Origin of the sequence: Rhodococcus sp. T9N (assembly GCF_024436645.1) — a bacterium.
Taxonomy (GTDB): Bacteria; Actinomycetota; Actinomycetes; order Mycobacteriales; family Mycobacteriaceae; genus Rhodococcus_F; species Rhodococcus_F qingshengii.
Genome location: NZ_JAMSKS010000001.1, coordinates 156,284 through 171,795, shown reverse-complemented (window position 1 = coordinate 171,795; position 15,512 = coordinate 156,284). Strand labels below are relative to the sequence as shown.

Genomic DNA, 15,512 nt, shown 5'->3' with positions numbered 1-15,512 from the left:
TCGGTAATTACGATCGCCCGGTAACGCCGCGTTGTCAAGGATTCGGCAGAACTGCCTGGAGTCAGGCCTTGCGAAGTCCGTCGAAAGTGACGGCGACGACCGCGTCGGCGATGTCGGAGACGGACTCACCCGCTCGGGGTTTGTACCACTCGATCAGTGAGTTGACGGTGCCGAACATCAGCTTGCTGGCGAGGGCTGGTTCGATGTCCGGGCGCAAGTCTCCCTCCGCTGCGGCGGACGCGACGAGACCTCCGACGAAGTTGTCGAATTCGCGTCGACGAGCTAGCGCGGCGCGCTCGACCGTCGTGTTGCCGCGGACGCGCAGGAGCAGGGTGACGTATGGAAGCTCTGCGACCAGCACCTCTACGCTGCGCCGGACCAGGTATTCGAGCCGGTCGATGTACGGACCGGTGGTGGCGCCCTCTTCGGTCGTGACCGCAAACAGGGCGTTGAGTGCACGCGAAAGGGCGAGTTCGAGAAGTTCTGACTTTCCGGACACATGGTGGTAGATCGAGGACTTCGTGATGCCGAGTTTCTTGGCGAGCACCTCCATGCTGGCGCCGTCGTAGCCCTTGTCGTTGAACACCTTCACGGCCACGGCCAGGAGCGAATCGAGGTCGTAGCCGGGACGTCCGGGGAGGCCGGTGCGTCGAGTGGGGCGTGCCGTAGTCATGTCCCCATCTTCTCAGTTCGGGCAAAGCTGTGCACCATCCTCGTTCTCACCCTTGCCAAACGACCGAATGTTCGGTTACTAATGGAGAAGAGCGAGAAGGAGCGAATGTGAACACCCTGCACGTGGACGAGCGCGAGGATCGCGTCGTGGTCACCCTCGACAGGCCCGCGCAACGCAATGCGATCAACGCGGAAATGATCGACGAACTGCATCAGGTTTGTGGACGCCTCGAACGGGATCCGAAGCTGCTCCTGCTTGCGGGGCGCGGCGACCACTTCGCAGGCGGCGCTGACATCGCGGAGCTCCGAGAGCGCGGACGAGAGGAAGCGTTTGCGGGTATCAACCGCACGCTGTTCGACCGAATCGGAAAGCTCCCGCTTCCCACCGTGGCCGCCGTGAGCGGCTACGCGCTCGGCGGTGGGGCAGAGTTGACCTACGCCTGCGACATTCGCATCGCGACAACGACGGCGGTCTTCGGGAATCCGGAGCCCAATCTCGGCATAATGGCAGCCGCCGGCGCCAGCTATCGATTGCCGAAGCTCGTCGGCGTCTCGATCGCGAAGCAGGTGCTCCTCGGTGCCAGGAACCTCGACGCCGAGCAGGCGCTACGAGCGGGCCTGGTTGTCGAGGTAACCGAACCGAACTGCCACGTCGACGCAGCGCATCGGCTGCTCGACCGCATTTCCCGACTGTCCCCGCTGGCACTGCGATTGACCAAGATCATCGTCGATGCGCCGGGATCGCATCCGTTTGCCGACGACATCGCCCAGGCCGTCCTGTTCGAGAGTTCGGACAAGCGCGATCGCATGACGGCCTTCCTGGAGAAGAAATCATGACTGAAGCAGTTGCACCGAAGACCGTCGGAGTCATCGGCGGTGGACGCATGGGTGCGGGTATCGCCCAGGTGTTCGCCAGTCTCGGCGGGGCGGTCACCATCGCGGAGAGTGGCGACACCGCGGCCGCGTTGCAGCGTGTTTCCGCCGGCCTCGACAGAGCTCACGAGCGAGGGAAACTCGACGACCAGGACCCCGCGACGGTGCTGGCGCGCGTGAGCACCGTGGACGCAGTGACCTCGTTGCCGCCGTCGCTCGACCTGATCGTCGAGGCGGTCCCGGAAATTGCGGCCCTCAAGGTCGAGGTGCTCGCCGCTGCGGAAACCGTTGCCGGAGAAAGCACCGTGATCGCCAGCAACACCAGTTCCATGTCGATCGCCGAACTCGGCGCAGCGCTGACGGATCCGGGCCGGTTCATCGGTATGCACTTCTTCAATCCAGTCCCGGCGTCGCTGTTGGTCGAGATCGTCCGGGCGCCTCAGACCCGCCCCGAGGTTGTCGACTCGGTACGAGCATGGGTGTCGATGCTCGGCAAAGCCGAGGTGCTCGTCAACGACTCACCTGGTTTTGCAACCAGCCGGCTTGGTGTCGGTCTCGGGCTCGAAGCCATCCGCATGCTCGAAGAGGGTGTGGCGGACGCGGAATCGATCGACCGAGCAATGGAATTGGGGTATCGGCATCCGATGGGCCCGCTGCGTTCGACAGATCTGGTCGGGTTGGATGTGCGCCTGGCGATCGCCGAACACCTCGCGAGCACGCTCGGTGATCGATTTGCACCTCCAGCACTGCTGCGAGAGAAGGTGGCTCGCGGCGAGTTGGGGCGCAAGACGGGACAGGGTTTTCACACATGGAGCTGAACCGAACTGCCTGCGAAAGGAACATCGATGACTGACGTGATTCGCTTGGAGATCGAGCGAGGTTTGGCGACAATCACTCTCGACCGACCCAAGGCCGCCAATGCCGTCAACGGCGAAATGAAGTCTCAGCTGCTCGAAGCGTTGCTGCAGGTCCACGCGGACGCAGAGGTTCGAGCGGTGTTGATTCTCGCCGAAGGCAAGAACTTCTGCGTCGGTCAGGATCTGGGCGAGCACGCCGCAGCGTTGGATGCTGATCCGGCGCACGCGATGGATACCGTCGAGGCGCACTACAACCCCATCGTCACGGCACTGTCGACGCTCTCTGTCCCGGTGGTGGTGGGTATCGGCGGAGCCTGCGTCGGGGCCGGGTTGGGAATCGCGTTGGCCGGAGACATCCGTGTCGTGGGGGCTCGCGCGAGCTTTGCGACGGCATTCACCGGCATCGGTCTGGCCAGTGACTCCGGGCTCAGTCATGCGCTCGTGCACGCGCTCGGACCTAGCCGCGCCAGTGGCCTGATGTTGCTCGGCGACAAGTTCGACGCGCAGAGCGCGCTGGAGTGGGGCTTGGTTCATCGCGTGGTGGCCGACGAGGACGTCGCAGCTGAGGCTCGGGTACTCGCGCGTCGGCTTGCCGACGGACCCACCGCGGCCTTCGCCCACGTGAAATCGCTGATCCGTGCCGTTGCTCCTGGGCTTTCCCAGACGCTGGCGGCCGAGGCGAACGCACAGGTGGAGCTGGGTTCCACGGCAGATCATCGAGGCGCAGTCACGGCTTTCCTGTCGAAGCAGAAGCCGGTTTTCGAGGGCCGCTGATTTCTGGTGCGGCGAAAGATTCTCTTGTGTGCTGGGACACCTCGGTGCATACTAGTTACCAACCGATCATTCGGTAATAAAAGGTAGGTACGATGACCAACGTGGAAGCTCCACAAGACCTGCAGAACCTGTTCGACGAGACGATCGCGGCAGACCAGCGCATCGAGCCTCGCGACTGGATGCCGGACGGCTACCGCAAGACTCTGATCCGTCAGGTTGCCCAGCATGCGCACTCCGAAATCATCGGAATGCAGCCCGAGGGAAACTGGCTCACCCGTGCGCCTTCGTTGCGACGCAAGGCGATCCTGATGGCGAAGGTCCAGGACGAAGCCGGGCACGGTCTGTATCTCTACTCCGCGGCCGAGACGCTCGGTGCCGATCGTGGCGATCTGACCACCAAACTGATCGAGGGAAAGCAGAAGTACTCCTCGATCTTCAACTATCCGACGCTGACATACGCCGACGTGGGTGTGATCGGCTGGCTGGTCGACGGAGCTGCTATCTGCAATCAGGTTCCGCTGTGCCGCAGCTCCTTCGGGCCGTATGCGCGCGCGATGATCCGTGTGTGCAAGGAGGAATCGTTCCATCAGCGGCAAGGCTTCGAGCTGTTGGCGACGATGATGCGCGGCACGGACGCTCAACGGGCAATGGTGCAGGAAGCCGTCGACCGATGGTGGTGGCCCGCTCTGATGATGTTCGGACCGCCGGACGACGAATCGCCGAACACCGAGCAGTCGATGAAGTGGCGCATCAAGCGGCACACGAACGACGAACTGCGGCAACGATTCGTGGACATGTCGATACCGCAGGCCGAGATACTCGGTGTGACCTTCCCTGATCCCGACCTGCGCTGGAACCCCGAGCGTGGCGCACACGATTTCGGCGAGCCGGACTGGAGCGAATTCATGGACGTGGTCCGCGGCAACGGAGCGGCGAGCGTCGAGCGGATCACCAATCGGAAAGCCGCACACGACAACGGGGCCTGGGTTCGCGACGCCGCGTACGCCTTTGCACAGCGCGAGAGACTCGCGCACGATCGCACGACTGGGGAAACATCATGAGCGAGAACGATCAGGTACAGCGCGATCAGGTGCGGGGCGAATGGCCTTTGTACGAGGTATTTCTGAGGGGAAAGCGCGGACTGAACCACGTGCATGTCGGATCCCTGCGCGCGGCAGACGATCAGATGGCCCTACGCCACGCGCGCGACGTCTACACCAGACGTAACGAAGGCGTGAGCATCTGGGTCGTGCCGTCAGCGAACATCGTGGCTTCGAGTCCGGCAGAAAAGGATCCGTTCTTCGCGCCGAGCGGCGACAAGGTCTACCGGCACCCGACTTTCTACGACATCCCGGACTCCGTTCCGCACATGTGAGAATCACTTCGACTTCGAGGACCAACAGATGAACGATCACGACAGTGCCTACGACGGCCTGGTCGACGGCGACGGCCACGGTCAGTGGGCGTTCGGAACCAGCTTCGACGACCCCCTCGCCGGAGTCGACACCACGGTGCCGGATGACGTCGATCTCGGTGCGCTGGCGCGCTACTGCCTCATGCTCGGCGACGACGCGCTCGTCAGTTCGCAGCGCCTCGCCGAATGGTCGACGCGGGCACCGGAACTCGAAGAAGAGGTAGCTCTCGCGAATGTCGGTCTGGATCTGATCGGGCAGGCCAGGCTGCTGCTGGCTCGCGCGGCAGCAGCCGATTCCACTGTGGTTCCGTTCATCTCCGATACGTCACCGGTGCCGGCCGAAGATGCGCTCGCCTTCTTTCGTGATCAGTTCGGTTTCCGCAACGTGAGACTGGTGGAGCTCGCCAACGGCGACTTCGCGCACACGGTCGTTCGGCTACTCGTGTTCTCGACCTGGCGGCTGGCGCTGTTCGATCGGCTGCGCATGTCGCGCGATCCGGTTCTCGCAGCTGTGGCGAACAAGGGCATCAAAGAACTGACCTACCACCGCGACTACGCGGCAAGATGGGTCGTCACGTTGGGCGCCGGCACGGCAGAATCCAAGCGTCGGACTGCCGCGGCCCTGCTCGAGATCTTCCCGTTCGTGGACGAACTCTTTGTTCCCACCCAGGACGAACTCGTTTTGGCAGAAGTTGGCGTCGGAGTGGATCCGCGTACTGTTCGGCCGGAGTTCGACGCTGTTCTTGCCCAGGTCCTCCATGCAGCCGAAATGGAAGAGCCCCCTTCGCGTTTCTCCGGTTTCGTCGGCGGCCGCGGCGGGCGTGCCGGACTGCACACCGGGGCACTGGGGCTACTTCTCGCCGAAATGCAGAGCGTCGCTCGGGAGCATCCGGAAGGGGTGTGGTGACCGTGACTGCCGCTACCGTCTCTTCCGCTACTGTCTCTTCGGCGCAGGAGATCGTCGCCTCGGTGATGGATCCGGAGATGCCACTGTTGACCTTGGCCGATCTCGGCGTCATCCGATCGGTCGACGTCGAAGCGAACTTGGTCTGTGTGACAATCACTCCCACCTATTCCGGGTGTCCGGCGATGGCGACGATGCGAGACGACATCGAGCACAAGCTGACCGACGCGGGGTACGGCAGCGTCCAGATCAAGACTCAACTGTCGCCGCCTTGGAGTTCGGATTGGATCAGCGAAGAGGGGCTCGCGAAACTTCGGACGGCCGGGTACTCGGTGCCGGGGGCCGCGCCGCGTCGCACCTCCGGCCCGATCGCCTTGACCTTGACGGCCAAGCCGCGCGACATCCTGTGCCCCCAGTGCGGTTCGGCAAACACCAGACTGAGTTCGGAATTCGGTGCGACCCTGTGCAAAGCGCTCTATCGCTGCCTCGACTGCCTCGAGCCGTTCGATCACGTGAAGGAGATCTGAACAGATGAGTACTGCAACGACGAACCGGAACAAACCATTTCACCCGTTGACGGTCGCCGGTGTCGAATCACTGTGCGACGACGCAGTTGCCGTCACCTTCGACGTGCCTGCCGATATCGCCGATCAATTCGACTTCGGCGCCGGGCAGTCACTGACACTGCGGCGGATGATCGACGGCGTCGAACACCGTCGCTCCTACTCGATCTGTGCACCGGTAGGGGCGTCTCCACGGGTGGGGGTTCGCGAAGTGGCAGACGGACTCTTCTCCTCCTGGTTGGTGCGAGACGTCAAGGCCGGGGATCGAATCGACGTCCAGGGCCCTTCGGGCAATTTTGTCGCCGATCCGGCATTGGGTGGACGGCACGTTCTGATCGCGGCGGGCTCCGGAATCACGCCCATGTTGTCCATCGCTGCAACACTGCTGGTGAACCCCGAGGCCGATGTCACCCTGCTGTACGGGAACAGGCGCACCCGTTCGGTCATGTTTGCCGAAGAAATCGCCGACCTGAAGGACCGGTACGGTGCACGCCTGGACGTTATTCATGTTCTCTCTCGCGAGCCGCGCGAGGTCGAGTTGTTCTCGGGCCGTCTCGACGCCGACCGGTTGCGCGAGATCTTCATCTCTCTCGTTCCGTGCGACCAGGTCGACGGCTTCTGGTTGTGTGGTCCGTTCGGGATGGTCGACGACGCCCAGGAAGTACTGGCCGGCTTGGGAATTGCCAAGGATCGCATCCATCACGAGCTGTTCTACGTCGACGACGTCGCGCCGCCGGTCGCGGTGCATCGTGAGCCCGGAATTGTGGGACCAGGCAGCGAGGTCACCATCACGCTCGACGGTCGATCGACCACCGCGACACTTCCGCGAGACCAGTCGATTCTCGATGCAGCGGAACAGTACCGATCGGATCTGCCCTTCGCGTGCAAGGGCGGGGTCTGTGGAACGTGTCGCGCCAAGGTCACCTGCGGTGACGTCGAGATGCGCAGGAACTACGCACTCGAAGACTACGAAGTCGACGCGGGTTTCGTATTGACCTGCCAGACCTTCCCTGTCGGTGAACAGATAACAGTCGATTTCGACGCCTGACCGCCCGCACAGCGCCCTCACTGAGCCCACCGGAGACAATCATGACCGAACTCGTCACTGCTACTTCGCAAGAAATCGAATTTGCCAGTCGGGACCGCATTTCGACGCTCCAACTCGAGCGGATGCAATGGTCCCTGATGCACGCGTACACCAATGTTCCGCACTACCGCAAAGCTTTCGACGACGCCGGCGTCCACCCGAGCGACTTGAAGGATCTGAGCGATCTCGCGAAGTTTCCCTTCACCACCAAAGCGGATCTACGTGAGAACTATCCGTTCAAGATGTTTGCGGTGCCACAGGACCGGGTCTCGCGAATTCACGCGTCTTCGGGGACCACCGGTCGCCCGACGGTGGTGGGGTACACGAGCAACGACCTGAACAACTGGGCCGATCTCATCGCGCGCAGTCTCTCGGCCGGCGGCGTGCGGTCTTCGGACAAGGTTCACGTGGCTTACGGGTACGGTCTGTTCACCGGTGGGTTGGGAGCACACTACGGTGCGGAGCGCTTGGGCTGCCTGGTCATTCCCATGTCCGGTGGCATGACCGAGCGGCAGATTCAACTGATCGAGGACTTCGAGCCCGACGCCATCATGGTGACTCCGTCGTACATGTTGACCATCGTGGATGCGATGATCAAGAAAGGCATCGATCCCTCGAAGACCTCACTGAGGGTGGGAGTTTTCGGAGCGGAGCCGTGGACCGAACAGATGCGTACCGAGCTGGAACAGCAACTCGACATGCATGCGGTCGACATCTACGGGCTCTCCGAGATCATGGGCCCGGGTGTGGCAATGGAATGTGTGGAAACCAAAGACGGGCTCCATATCTGGGAAGACCACTTCTACCCGGAGATCATCGATCCGGTCACGGGCGAAGTGCTGCCGGACGGTGAAGAAGGTGAGCTGGTTTTCACCTCTCTCACCAAGGAAGCGCTGCCCATCATTCGCTACCGAACCAGGGACCTGACCCGACTGTTGCCGGGTACGGCGCGCTCGATGCGTCGGATGCAGAAGGTCACCGGCCGGACCGACGACATGATCATCCTGCGTGGGGTCAATCTGTTCCCCACACAGATCGAAGAGCTGATCCTGACCGTCCCCGCCCTGGCACCCCAATTCCAGTGTGTGCTGGAGCGTCCGGGCCGGATGGATACTCTGACAGTGCGCGTCGAGGCTCGTCCTGACGCGGCAATTTCCGATCATGCGGCAGCGTCTTCGGCGTTGCAGAAGCTGGTGAAGAACAAGATCGGTGTCACGGTCGAGGTGAGCGTTCTCGAACCCGGCGGACTCGAACGCTCGATCGGCAAAGCGCGTCGTCTGATCGACCAACGTCCGAAGGACTGAAACTACTCCAGGGCCATGCGGGTGGCGAAGATTCCGAGAATGCCACCAGCTAGCCATTTCTGAGCCCGCATCCACACCGGACGCGCCATGAGGAAGGTCGACACGGCTGCCGCACAGCACACGATCAACGCGTTGACGGTGACTGCGACCAGGATCTGCACGCCGCCGAGTACGAGTGCCTGTTGCCAGACCGGACCCGCAGTGGGATCGACGAACTGGGGGATCAGGGCCGCGTACATCAGCGCAATCTTGGGATTGAGCAGATTGGTGGTCAACCCCATCCCGAACAGACGGCCGCTACCGTGGCGGTCGACCTCGCCCACCTCGAAAGCGGACTTCCCACCTGGTCGGAGTGTCGACCAGGCGAGATAGGCCAGGTACAGGGCACCACCGATTTTCACCGCGGTGAACACCGTTGGTACGGCGAAGAGAACCGCCGTCAGCCCTGCACACGTGGCGGTGAGGTAGACCAGGAAACCGGTTGCGACTCCGCCGAGCGAGATCAAACCCGCCCGGCGGCCCTGGCTGATGCTGCGGGACACCAGATAGATCATGTTGGGGCCCGGTGTCAGAACCATCGCCAGGGCGATCAGCGCGACTCCCGTCATCGACGCTGACGTGATCATGTCGGTCTCCCACTACTCGATGCGTATGTTTCGTCGAGTACACAAGGGTTTGCAGTCGCGCGCCAAGGTCCAGTTCGCAGGCAGTGGTCCGCTCAGGTGTTGGCCCAGCTGTCGGGCCCGAAGACCTCGTAGTGGATATTCTGTGCCGGGACGTCCCTTTCGAGCAACGATGCGCGCATCGCCAACATGAACGGCATCGGCCCGCAAAGGAAGGCTTGGGTATCGGGCTCCACTGCAATACCTTGCAAATCCGCCCGTCCTTCGTGAACCGATCCGAACGCAACGTGCGTGCCGAGATCCTCGTACCAACGGTGCAGGGTTGCGGCGGGAATCTGGTCGACGAGTGTGCTGAGTTCTGCGCGGTGCGCGTGATCCGCAATGGATCGATCCGCATGGATGACAGATACCGAACGGTCAGCGCCGGTGTCCACGAGATGATTGAGCATCCCGATCATCGGTGTGCAACCGATTCCGGCCGACGCGAGCAGGAGCGGCGAGTTGTCGTCCGGCATGGTGAGATCACCGAAAGGTGTGGTGACGGAGAGTTCTTGACCTTCGAATACGTTGTTGTAGAGGAAGTTCGACACTTCGCCATCGGCAGTTCCGGAGATTCGCTTGACGCTGATCCGCCAGTCTGCGCTGCTCGGTATCGAACACAGGCTGTATTGGCGGATCTGGCGGGCGCCGTCGGGCAGCGTAACCCCGACCGAAAGATACTGTCCGGGAGCGAAGGTGGGGAGTGCACTGCCGTCGAGCGACGTGAGCGTCAGTGAGACGGTGTCGGCGGACTGAAGAACTCGTTCACTGATCCTGACTGTGCGCCAGACGTCACCGGCGTCCACGCCGGCGAGTTGGTAGAGGCCACGCTCCATCGTGATGAGGGTTTCCGCCATCAGCCAGTAGACCTCGTCCCAGGCTGCTGCGACGTCGGGAGTGACTGCATCGCCGAGTATTTCGACGATCGCGGCAAAGAGGTGTTCGTGCACGATTGCGTACTGGTCGGGCGTGATTCCCAGCGACGCATGCTTGTGGGCGATACGTGAAAGTATGAGATCGACCTTGGCGCTGTCCGGCTCGAGCTGAAGCGTCGCGAATGCCGCGATGGCGCCGGCGAGAGCCTTCTGCTGTTCGCCCTGCTTCTGATTGCCGCGATTGAACAAATCGCGTTCGAGTTCAGGATGCGCGTCGAACATCCTGCGGTAGAACAGGGTTGTGATATCGCCGATGGCAGCGCCGACCACGGGAAGGGTGGCGCGAATGACCTCGGTTGACTGTGGGGAAAGCATGAGCTGCTCCGTTCGGTCGAAATTCGATTGATCAGCCTGCTTCGTCGCTCCGGGTGGTGAGGCGTAGCAGGACAGTTTTGGACGGCTGCCGGATGACGTCTTCGATCGTGACCGCGTCGAGTGAAACGAAAAACGCTTCCTGAGCGTCGCGCAACGCACTTCGAAGGAGGCAACCTCCGCGCAATGGGCACGGTTTGTCGCCTTCGCAGTCGACGACTTCACCCGGGCCTTCGAGGCGTCTGGCCAGCCAGCCGATGGTGGCGGTGCGGCCGAGTTCGGTGATGGAAAGCCCACCGCCGCGGCCGCGCCTGGTTGTCACGATGCCGAGCTCACCGAGCCGTGTAACCACCTTGGTGGCATGGGAGTACGACACGTTGAGCTGCTGCGCAACATCCCGAGTGCTGGGGGAGGCATCCGCGTCGAGTACGGCCAACCGCATGACGACGCGCAATCCCAGATCGGTGAACTGCGTCAGTTGCATGATCTGAACCTACATAATTCGCATCTGAGATGACTATTTATGTGAGGGGGATCTCGAGGTGCCCCAACCAGGGCGAACGGTACGTTCGGCACCTCCAGTGCGCTGAACGTGCCGTTCGCTCAGAGACGGGCGGCCGAACCCCCGGCAACGACGCCGAGAAAGTGTGGTGCTCGCCAACCTCGCGCCGCAAAGTCGCGGCTCACCGATGCGATGACCTCCGCTCCGCTTCCTTCCGGAACCAGCGCGATGGCTGAGCCTCCGAATCCGCCGCCGGTCATCCGCGCACCGATCGCGCCGCCGCGTCGTGCTGCGGCAACGGCGACGTCGAGTTCATCGCACGAGACCTCGAAGTCGTCGCGCAACGAGGCGTGCGAGTTGTCGAACAGCTCGCCGACGTCACTGAATCTGCTGCTGCGCAGAAGTTCTGCGGTCTTCCGCGTCCTCTCGATCTCGGTCACGACGTGCCGTGCCCGCGCCCGGAGGATCGGGTCTCGCACTGTCTCGGCCTGGTCTGCTGTAGCCTCTCGCAAGCTGCCGACGCCGAGAGCTGCTGCTGCAGCGACGCATTGAGAGCGCCGCATTCCGTACTGTCCGTCTGCGAGCGAGTGTTTGACCCGGGTGTCGATGGCGATCAGTTCGTACCCTGCACCGTGGAGTTCGAAAGGTATGGGTTCGGTGGATCCGTCCTGGCAGTCCAGCAGGAGCGCAGTCGAGGGCTGAGCAAAGAGGGCAATGGTTTGATCCATCCCTCCGGTCGGTGCGCCGACGCCGTCGTTCTCCGCCTGGATGCACACCTGTACCAGCTCATCGCGGGCGAAAGGTGAATCATGAAGTTCGTTGACGGCCAACGCAACCGAACAGGTGAGGGCAGCGGAGCTCGACAGCCCGGCCCCGACCGGTACCGACGAGTCGACGGCAAGATCGATTCCTTCGATCGGGAGGCCTCTGCGCGCAAGAGACCACAGAACGGCTGTGGGGTAGGCGGCCCACCCTGTGGCGATGTCGCCGAGGGGCCCGGTGTACGTCTCGGCGGATTGCCGACTGTGCACGCGGACGACCCCGTCGCTGCGCAGTGCGACGGCAACCAGTGTTCGCTGCTCGAGAGCGACCGGTAGGCACAATCCACCGTTGTAGTCCGTGTGTTCACCGATCAGGTTGACTCGACCGGGTGCCGCCCACACTCCGGTTGCCGGATAGCCGTAGGTGGCGTGAAACTGGTGGAGCACAGAATTGTTCGAGGCGGTATCCACTATTTCAACTCCCGTAGACGGGCCGCGACTGCCTCGGGAACGGTGTCGTTCACCCAGGCACCCATGGCGGACTCGGACCCGGCGAGGTATTTGAGTTTGCCCGGTGCGCGCAAGATCGAGAACAGCTGAAGATGCAGTCGGCCCAGAGGTCGGTTGATGCGGACGGGAGCTTGGTGCCAAGCCGCGATGTACGGTACCCGGTCGACGCCCGGATAGAAGCGATCGATACGGCGTAGGAGATCTTGGTAGACGACCGCAAGCTCTTCGCGCTCTTGGTCGTTCAGCGAGGGAAGGTCCGGGACGTCTCGGTGCGGTGCCAGGTGAATCTCGATGGGCCATCGTGCGGCGGTCGGGACGTAGGCGCTCCAGTGATCGCCGTCGTAGATCAACCGGGCCTTGTCCTCGCGCTCGAACGCCAGAACATCGGCGAGTAGTGAGCGACCGGTGCGCTCGAAGTGTTTGTGCGCCTGCGTCAGCATCGATCGGGTGCGTGGCGTGACATACGGGTATGCGTAGATCTGTCCGTGTGGATGGGTGAGTGTCACCCCGATTTCTTCGCCGCGGTTCTCGAAGCAGAACACTTGTTCCACAAGCGGATCCGCCGACAACTCTTCGGTCCGAGAAATCCAGGCGCCCACAATCGTGCGCATGCGTTCGAGTGGAAGCTCGGCGACGGACGCCGTGTGATCGCTCGAGAAGCACATCACTTCGCAGTGACCGGCCGCTGGGCGATCGCCCGCACCGTCTCCGGGACTGTCAATGGCTTCCTCAGGCGCCGCGGCAAAGCTCGGAAACCGATTCTCGAACACCGCGACGTCGTAGTCTCCGTCGGGTATCTCTGTGGGCGTGCGTGTTTCGTCGGTCGGGCACAATGGACATTCGGCGGCGGAGGGGAGATGTGTCCGTGTCATGCGATGCGAAGCCATGGTGATCCACTCCCCGGTGAGAACGTCGAATCTCATCCGAGACGAGTGGTCGAGAGCCGGCAATTCGCGGGAATCTCGCGCAGAGTGGGCGCGGGCACTGCCGGCATCGTCGAAGTAGAAGATCTGACGCCCGTCGGCGAGGGTGCGACGGGTCGGATCCTGCTTGGGTGTCATGCGTCGACTTCCCATTCCAGAACACCCTTGCTGACAACGGGTTTCCACACTCCGATCGTTGATCCTGTTTCCAGCGCTACGGCATGGGCGGCCAGCATTACCGAGATGGACGCCCAGATCGGACCGCCGTTGTCAGTGGCGTCCGAGGCATACTCGGTCACACAATGGTGGAGTGCGCCGCTACGGGTGTCCACGAAGTAGTGGTACTCGTCCAGTCCGGCAAAGGGAACGAACGAGGGGATGAACATGGTTGCGGCAGTGCCTGCGTCGCGTTGATCGTGTCGATCCATCTCGTCCTCGGCGTAGAGGTCTGGATTCTCGTAGATCGTCTCGTCCCACGTTTCGAGCAGAGTGAGACGAACTTCGGTTGCGACGTCTATGGGGTAGAAGAACTTGTCCGGGAGCACGCTGCCGAGAAAGAGGCCGGTCCGGTCGTCGTGGGTCAGGCTGCCGTTGTGGACCCGATACAGGTCGCGAAGTTCCTGGGGCCACGTGACGCCGGTCGAGGCTTCGAATTCCTCGATAACGGCGTCACCGAGTCCTGGTTGAAACGCTGCAGCCGTCACCGGTGCGTTTGTACGGCACCACGCTTCGATTCGGCTCCATTCGTTTGCAACGCTCATGGGCTTTACGATACGTCCGAGTCAGGACCCGTGAATCAGGTACTGCAGTGTGTCCACGAGCTTTCGGTCCGAAGCCTCGGACTTTCGGCCGGTGATTCCCGATCGGAGAATTGCGGAACCCTCGAGCAGGCTCACGATGGTCTGCGCTGTCGCGCCAAGTTCCGCCGCATCCAGCTCCGGTTGTGCACACGCGACTGCGCGCTCTACGTGTGCGATGTACTGGGCGTAGAAGTCTCGAAGCACGACCGCGACTTCTTGGTCCGCCGCTGCAATGGCCCATACTTCGACGTACAGACGCACCGTGGCCTGGTCGTCCTGTTCTCCGAGCAGGACTCCGATGAAGTGTTCGGATTCCTCGCGGGAAAGGCTCTGATCCGTATCGGGGACGACGGCAAGGCGATCCAGTGAGCGGGTCAATGCACGTGACATCACTGCGCGTATCAGATCTGCACGGGTGGGGTAGTAGTGCTGCAGATGTCCTACCCGCACTCCGGCCGCGGCTGCGAAATCGCGCATTGCCGAGTTGGCATTGCCCTGAGTAGTGAGGACCTGTTCTGCTGCGTCGAGAAGTGCTGCCGCACGGGCGGCGCCCTTGGAGAGGGTCATGGTCGCAATACTGCCACCCCGAAGCTCTCCAACTCGGAGACGGTGCGGCGAGGGTTCGGAAGCGATTCGGGGAAAGTGACTCCAGGCCGGGCATCGTCGGCCAAAGCTCGTCTGACGGCCAGCGCGCCGCCCACCGCGGTGAGGTGAGCCTGGCCCTGCCGGTCGACGATTGTCGCGCTTGTCGTGCCGCTCGGGCCGGTGACATCGATGCGTACTTGCGCGCTCCCGCCCTTGCCCGGCGAGTACAGGAGTCCGCGTCGTAGCGGTGTGAAGCGGTCGCCGCGACCCCAACGGAACAGACCCACCTTCTTGGCGGCGAGCAGCGCAGTTGTGGATGCATCCGAACTGAAACCTATTCGAGTGCTGGCAGTTTCGGCGCCCAAGGTCATGGGGAACGTGAATTGTTCCGGAGTGTCGATTCTTCCGACCTTGGTGCGCGATCCGGGGAAGTCGACCCAGCGTGTATCCGTCAACGGGCTGACGGTGATCGGGTTTCCTTGCTGCATCACCTCGAAATCCTGCCCGAGCCGATCGATGAAGTCGACGGAGTCCAGCCCGGCAATGTCGTTGACGTCGTAGCGAATCGAGACGTCGATCGTGCTCGCGCCACCCAGTTCCTCGGCCAGCGCTGCGGCGACGATATTGGTGACTCCGCCCATCCATCCGGACGACAGGTACACCGGTGCGCTCGGCGACTTCTGACCCGCCAGAGTGGCGGCGCGAGCGACGCGGGTTGTCCAGCGGGTGATGTCCACGTACGGAATGCCCGCCTCGACGGCGGCGGACAGGACACGATCGTGGGGATCGTTGACCGTCGACACGACCGCGCGTACGGACGCGCCGAAGGGTGTCGGGTCGAGGAGGTCCCAGCGGCGGACGGAAGCGCCGTGACGGCCGGCCAGTTCGTCGCCTCGCTCGGGGGTGCGTCCGGTGAGGAGTAGTGGGAAGTCGGGGGCGAGCAACGCTGTCAGGGCGCTGCCCACGGTTCCGTATCCGCCGGCCACGAGGATCGGGCCGTCGGCTGAATACTGCAATGAATCGGTCATGCACCTAACTCTAGGTCAAATGACCTAAAACGTCGAATGGGGTTCT

18 protein-coding genes are annotated in these 15,512 nt (G+C 62.6%); 9 read left to right on the top strand and 9 right to left on the bottom strand.

Features of this window, described 5'->3' with window-relative positions; all coding sequences use genetic code 11:
- Positions 1-61: 61 nt before the first annotated feature.
- On the bottom strand, positions 62-673 hold the full coding sequence (locus M1L53_RS00895; protein WP_007730612.1) for a TetR/AcrR family transcriptional regulator: 612 nt from the start codon (positions 671-673) through the stop codon (positions 62-64).
- Between the two features lie 107 nt (positions 674-780).
- Between M1L53_RS00895 and M1L53_RS00890 the strand changes: the two genes are divergently transcribed.
- From M1L53_RS00890 to paaK, 9 genes are all read left to right on the top strand, one after another.
- Positions 781-1,509, top strand: a complete 729-nt coding sequence (locus tag M1L53_RS00890) for an enoyl-CoA hydratase/isomerase family protein (RefSeq protein ID WP_007730615.1) — start codon at positions 781-783, stop codon at positions 1,507-1,509.
- Complete coding sequence (locus M1L53_RS00885; RefSeq protein ID WP_007730617.1) at positions 1,506-2,363, top strand: 3-hydroxyacyl-CoA dehydrogenase family protein; 858 nt, start codon at positions 1,506-1,508, stop codon at positions 2,361-2,363. Before M1L53_RS00890 ends, M1L53_RS00885 begins: the two co-directional genes overlap by 4 nt.
- 27 nt (positions 2,364-2,390) lie before the next feature.
- Complete coding sequence (locus M1L53_RS00880) at positions 2,391-3,176, top strand: enoyl-CoA hydratase-related protein (protein ID WP_029256503.1); 786 nt, start codon at positions 2,391-2,393, stop codon at positions 3,174-3,176.
- 92 nt (positions 3,177-3,268) lie between these two features.
- Positions 3,269-4,237 carry a 1,2-phenylacetyl-CoA epoxidase subunit PaaA gene (gene paaA / locus M1L53_RS00875; RefSeq protein WP_054187523.1) on the top strand — a complete coding sequence of 323 codons (969 nt, stop codon included), beginning with the start codon at positions 3,269-3,271 and terminating at the stop codon, positions 4,235-4,237.
- A complete protein-coding gene (paaB, locus tag M1L53_RS00870; protein WP_007730622.1) occupies positions 4,234-4,551 on the top strand; it encodes a 1,2-phenylacetyl-CoA epoxidase subunit PaaB in 318 nt (105 codons plus the stop codon). The genes paaA and paaB overlap by 4 nt, the downstream gene beginning before the upstream one ends.
- Before the next feature lie 28 nt (positions 4,552-4,579).
- Positions 4,580-5,497, top strand: coding sequence for a 1,2-phenylacetyl-CoA epoxidase subunit PaaC (gene paaC / locus M1L53_RS00865; RefSeq protein WP_054187522.1), 918 nt, complete (start codon positions 4,580-4,582; stop codon positions 5,495-5,497).
- Positions 5,498-5,562: 65 nt separating this feature from the next.
- Entirely contained in the window at positions 5,563-6,021 is a 459-nt protein-coding gene (gene paaD / locus M1L53_RS00860; RefSeq protein WP_047269445.1) for a 1,2-phenylacetyl-CoA epoxidase subunit PaaD, read from the top strand.
- Positions 6,022-6,025: 4 nt separating this feature from the next.
- Complete coding sequence (gene paaE / locus M1L53_RS00855) at positions 6,026-7,105, top strand: 1,2-phenylacetyl-CoA epoxidase subunit PaaE (protein ID WP_054187521.1); 1,080 nt, start codon at positions 6,026-6,028, stop codon at positions 7,103-7,105.
- A 41-nt stretch (positions 7,106-7,146) separates the two neighbouring features.
- Positions 7,147-8,448 carry a phenylacetate--CoA ligase PaaK gene (gene paaK / locus M1L53_RS00850; RefSeq protein WP_054187520.1) on the top strand — a complete coding sequence of 434 codons (1,302 nt, stop codon included), beginning with the start codon at positions 7,147-7,149 and terminating at the stop codon, positions 8,446-8,448.
- Positions 8,449-8,450: 2 nt separating this feature from the next.
- Here the strand turns inward: paaK and M1L53_RS00845 are convergent, their stop codons facing one another.
- The 8 genes from M1L53_RS00845 to M1L53_RS00810 form a co-directional block, all read right to left on the bottom strand.
- Positions 8,451-9,074, bottom strand: coding sequence for a LysE family translocator (locus M1L53_RS00845; RefSeq protein WP_007730629.1), 624 nt, complete (start codon positions 9,072-9,074; stop codon positions 8,451-8,453).
- Between the two features lie 92 nt (positions 9,075-9,166).
- Positions 9,167-10,360: a globin domain-containing protein gene (locus M1L53_RS00840; protein ID WP_054187519.1), complete on the bottom strand. Its 1,194-nt coding sequence runs from the start codon at positions 10,358-10,360 to the stop codon at positions 9,167-9,169.
- 31 nt (positions 10,361-10,391) lie between these two features.
- Complete coding sequence (locus M1L53_RS00835) at positions 10,392-10,841, bottom strand: Rrf2 family transcriptional regulator (protein WP_042446409.1); 450 nt, start codon at positions 10,839-10,841, stop codon at positions 10,392-10,394.
- Between the two features lie 119 nt (positions 10,842-10,960).
- Complete coding sequence (galK, locus tag M1L53_RS00830; RefSeq protein WP_054187518.1) at positions 10,961-12,091, bottom strand: galactokinase; 1,131 nt, start codon at positions 12,089-12,091, stop codon at positions 10,961-10,963.
- Positions 12,091-13,191, bottom strand: a complete 1,101-nt coding sequence (gene galT, locus M1L53_RS00825; protein ID WP_054187517.1) for a galactose-1-phosphate uridylyltransferase — start codon at positions 13,189-13,191, stop codon at positions 12,091-12,093. The genes galK and galT overlap by 1 nt, the downstream gene beginning before the upstream one ends.
- The gene (locus M1L53_RS00820; RefSeq protein WP_054187516.1) at positions 13,188-13,814 is read right to left on the bottom strand and encodes an SMI1/KNR4 family protein; all 627 of its coding nucleotides are present in this window, start codon (positions 13,812-13,814) and stop codon (positions 13,188-13,190) included. The genes galT and M1L53_RS00820 overlap by 4 nt, the downstream gene beginning before the upstream one ends.
- Positions 13,815-13,835: 21 nt before the next feature.
- Positions 13,836-14,420 carry a TetR/AcrR family transcriptional regulator gene (locus M1L53_RS00815; RefSeq protein WP_003943180.1) on the bottom strand — a complete coding sequence of 195 codons (585 nt, stop codon included), beginning with the start codon at positions 14,418-14,420 and terminating at the stop codon, positions 13,836-13,838.
- Positions 14,417-15,466, bottom strand: coding sequence for a saccharopine dehydrogenase family protein (locus M1L53_RS00810; RefSeq protein WP_054187515.1), 1,050 nt, complete (start codon positions 15,464-15,466; stop codon positions 14,417-14,419). Before M1L53_RS00810 ends, M1L53_RS00815 begins: the two co-directional genes overlap by 4 nt.
- Positions 15,467-15,512 lie beyond the last annotated feature (46 nt).

What these genes read in the sequence shown, in the direction of transcription:
- paaB (WP_007730622.1), top strand. Translation starts at nt 4,234, where the DNA reads ATGAGCGAGAACGATCAGGTACAGCGCGATCAGGTGCGGGGCGAATGG.
- M1L53_RS00810 (WP_054187515.1), bottom strand. Translation starts at nt 15,466, where the DNA reads ATGACCGATTCATTGCAGTATTCAGCCGACGGCCCGATCCTCGTGGCC.
- M1L53_RS00835 (WP_042446409.1), bottom strand. Translation starts at nt 10,841, where the DNA reads ATGCAACTGACGCAGTTCACCGATCTGGGATTGCGCGTCGTCATGCGG.
- M1L53_RS00815 (WP_003943180.1), bottom strand. Translation starts at nt 14,420, where the DNA reads ATGACCCTCTCCAAGGGCGCCGCCCGTGCGGCAGCACTTCTCGACGCA.
- M1L53_RS00820 (WP_054187516.1), bottom strand. Translation starts at nt 13,814, where the DNA reads ATGAGCGTTGCAAACGAATGGAGCCGAATCGAAGCGTGGTGCCGTACA.
- M1L53_RS00895 (WP_007730612.1), bottom strand. Translation starts at nt 673, where the DNA reads ATGACTACGGCACGCCCCACTCGACGCACCGGCCTCCCCGGACGTCCC.
- M1L53_RS00880 (WP_029256503.1), top strand. Translation starts at nt 2,391, where the DNA reads ATGACTGACGTGATTCGCTTGGAGATCGAGCGAGGTTTGGCGACAATC.
- galT (WP_054187517.1), bottom strand. Translation starts at nt 13,191, where the DNA reads ATGACACCCAAGCAGGATCCGACCCGTCGCACCCTCGCCGACGGGCGT.
- paaC (WP_054187522.1), top strand. Translation starts at nt 4,580, where the DNA reads ATGAACGATCACGACAGTGCCTACGACGGCCTGGTCGACGGCGACGGC.
- paaA (WP_054187523.1), top strand. Translation starts at nt 3,269, where the DNA reads ATGACCAACGTGGAAGCTCCACAAGACCTGCAGAACCTGTTCGACGAG.
- paaE (WP_054187521.1), top strand. Translation starts at nt 6,026, where the DNA reads ATGAGTACTGCAACGACGAACCGGAACAAACCATTTCACCCGTTGACG.
- paaK (WP_054187520.1), top strand. Translation starts at nt 7,147, where the DNA reads ATGACCGAACTCGTCACTGCTACTTCGCAAGAAATCGAATTTGCCAGT.
- paaD (WP_047269445.1), top strand. Translation starts at nt 5,563, where the DNA reads ATGGATCCGGAGATGCCACTGTTGACCTTGGCCGATCTCGGCGTCATC.
- M1L53_RS00885 (WP_007730617.1), top strand. Translation starts at nt 1,506, where the DNA reads ATGACTGAAGCAGTTGCACCGAAGACCGTCGGAGTCATCGGCGGTGGA.
- M1L53_RS00840 (WP_054187519.1), bottom strand. Translation starts at nt 10,360, where the DNA reads ATGCTTTCCCCACAGTCAACCGAGGTCATTCGCGCCACCCTTCCCGTG.
- M1L53_RS00845 (WP_007730629.1), bottom strand. Translation starts at nt 9,074, where the DNA reads ATGATCACGTCAGCGTCGATGACGGGAGTCGCGCTGATCGCCCTGGCG.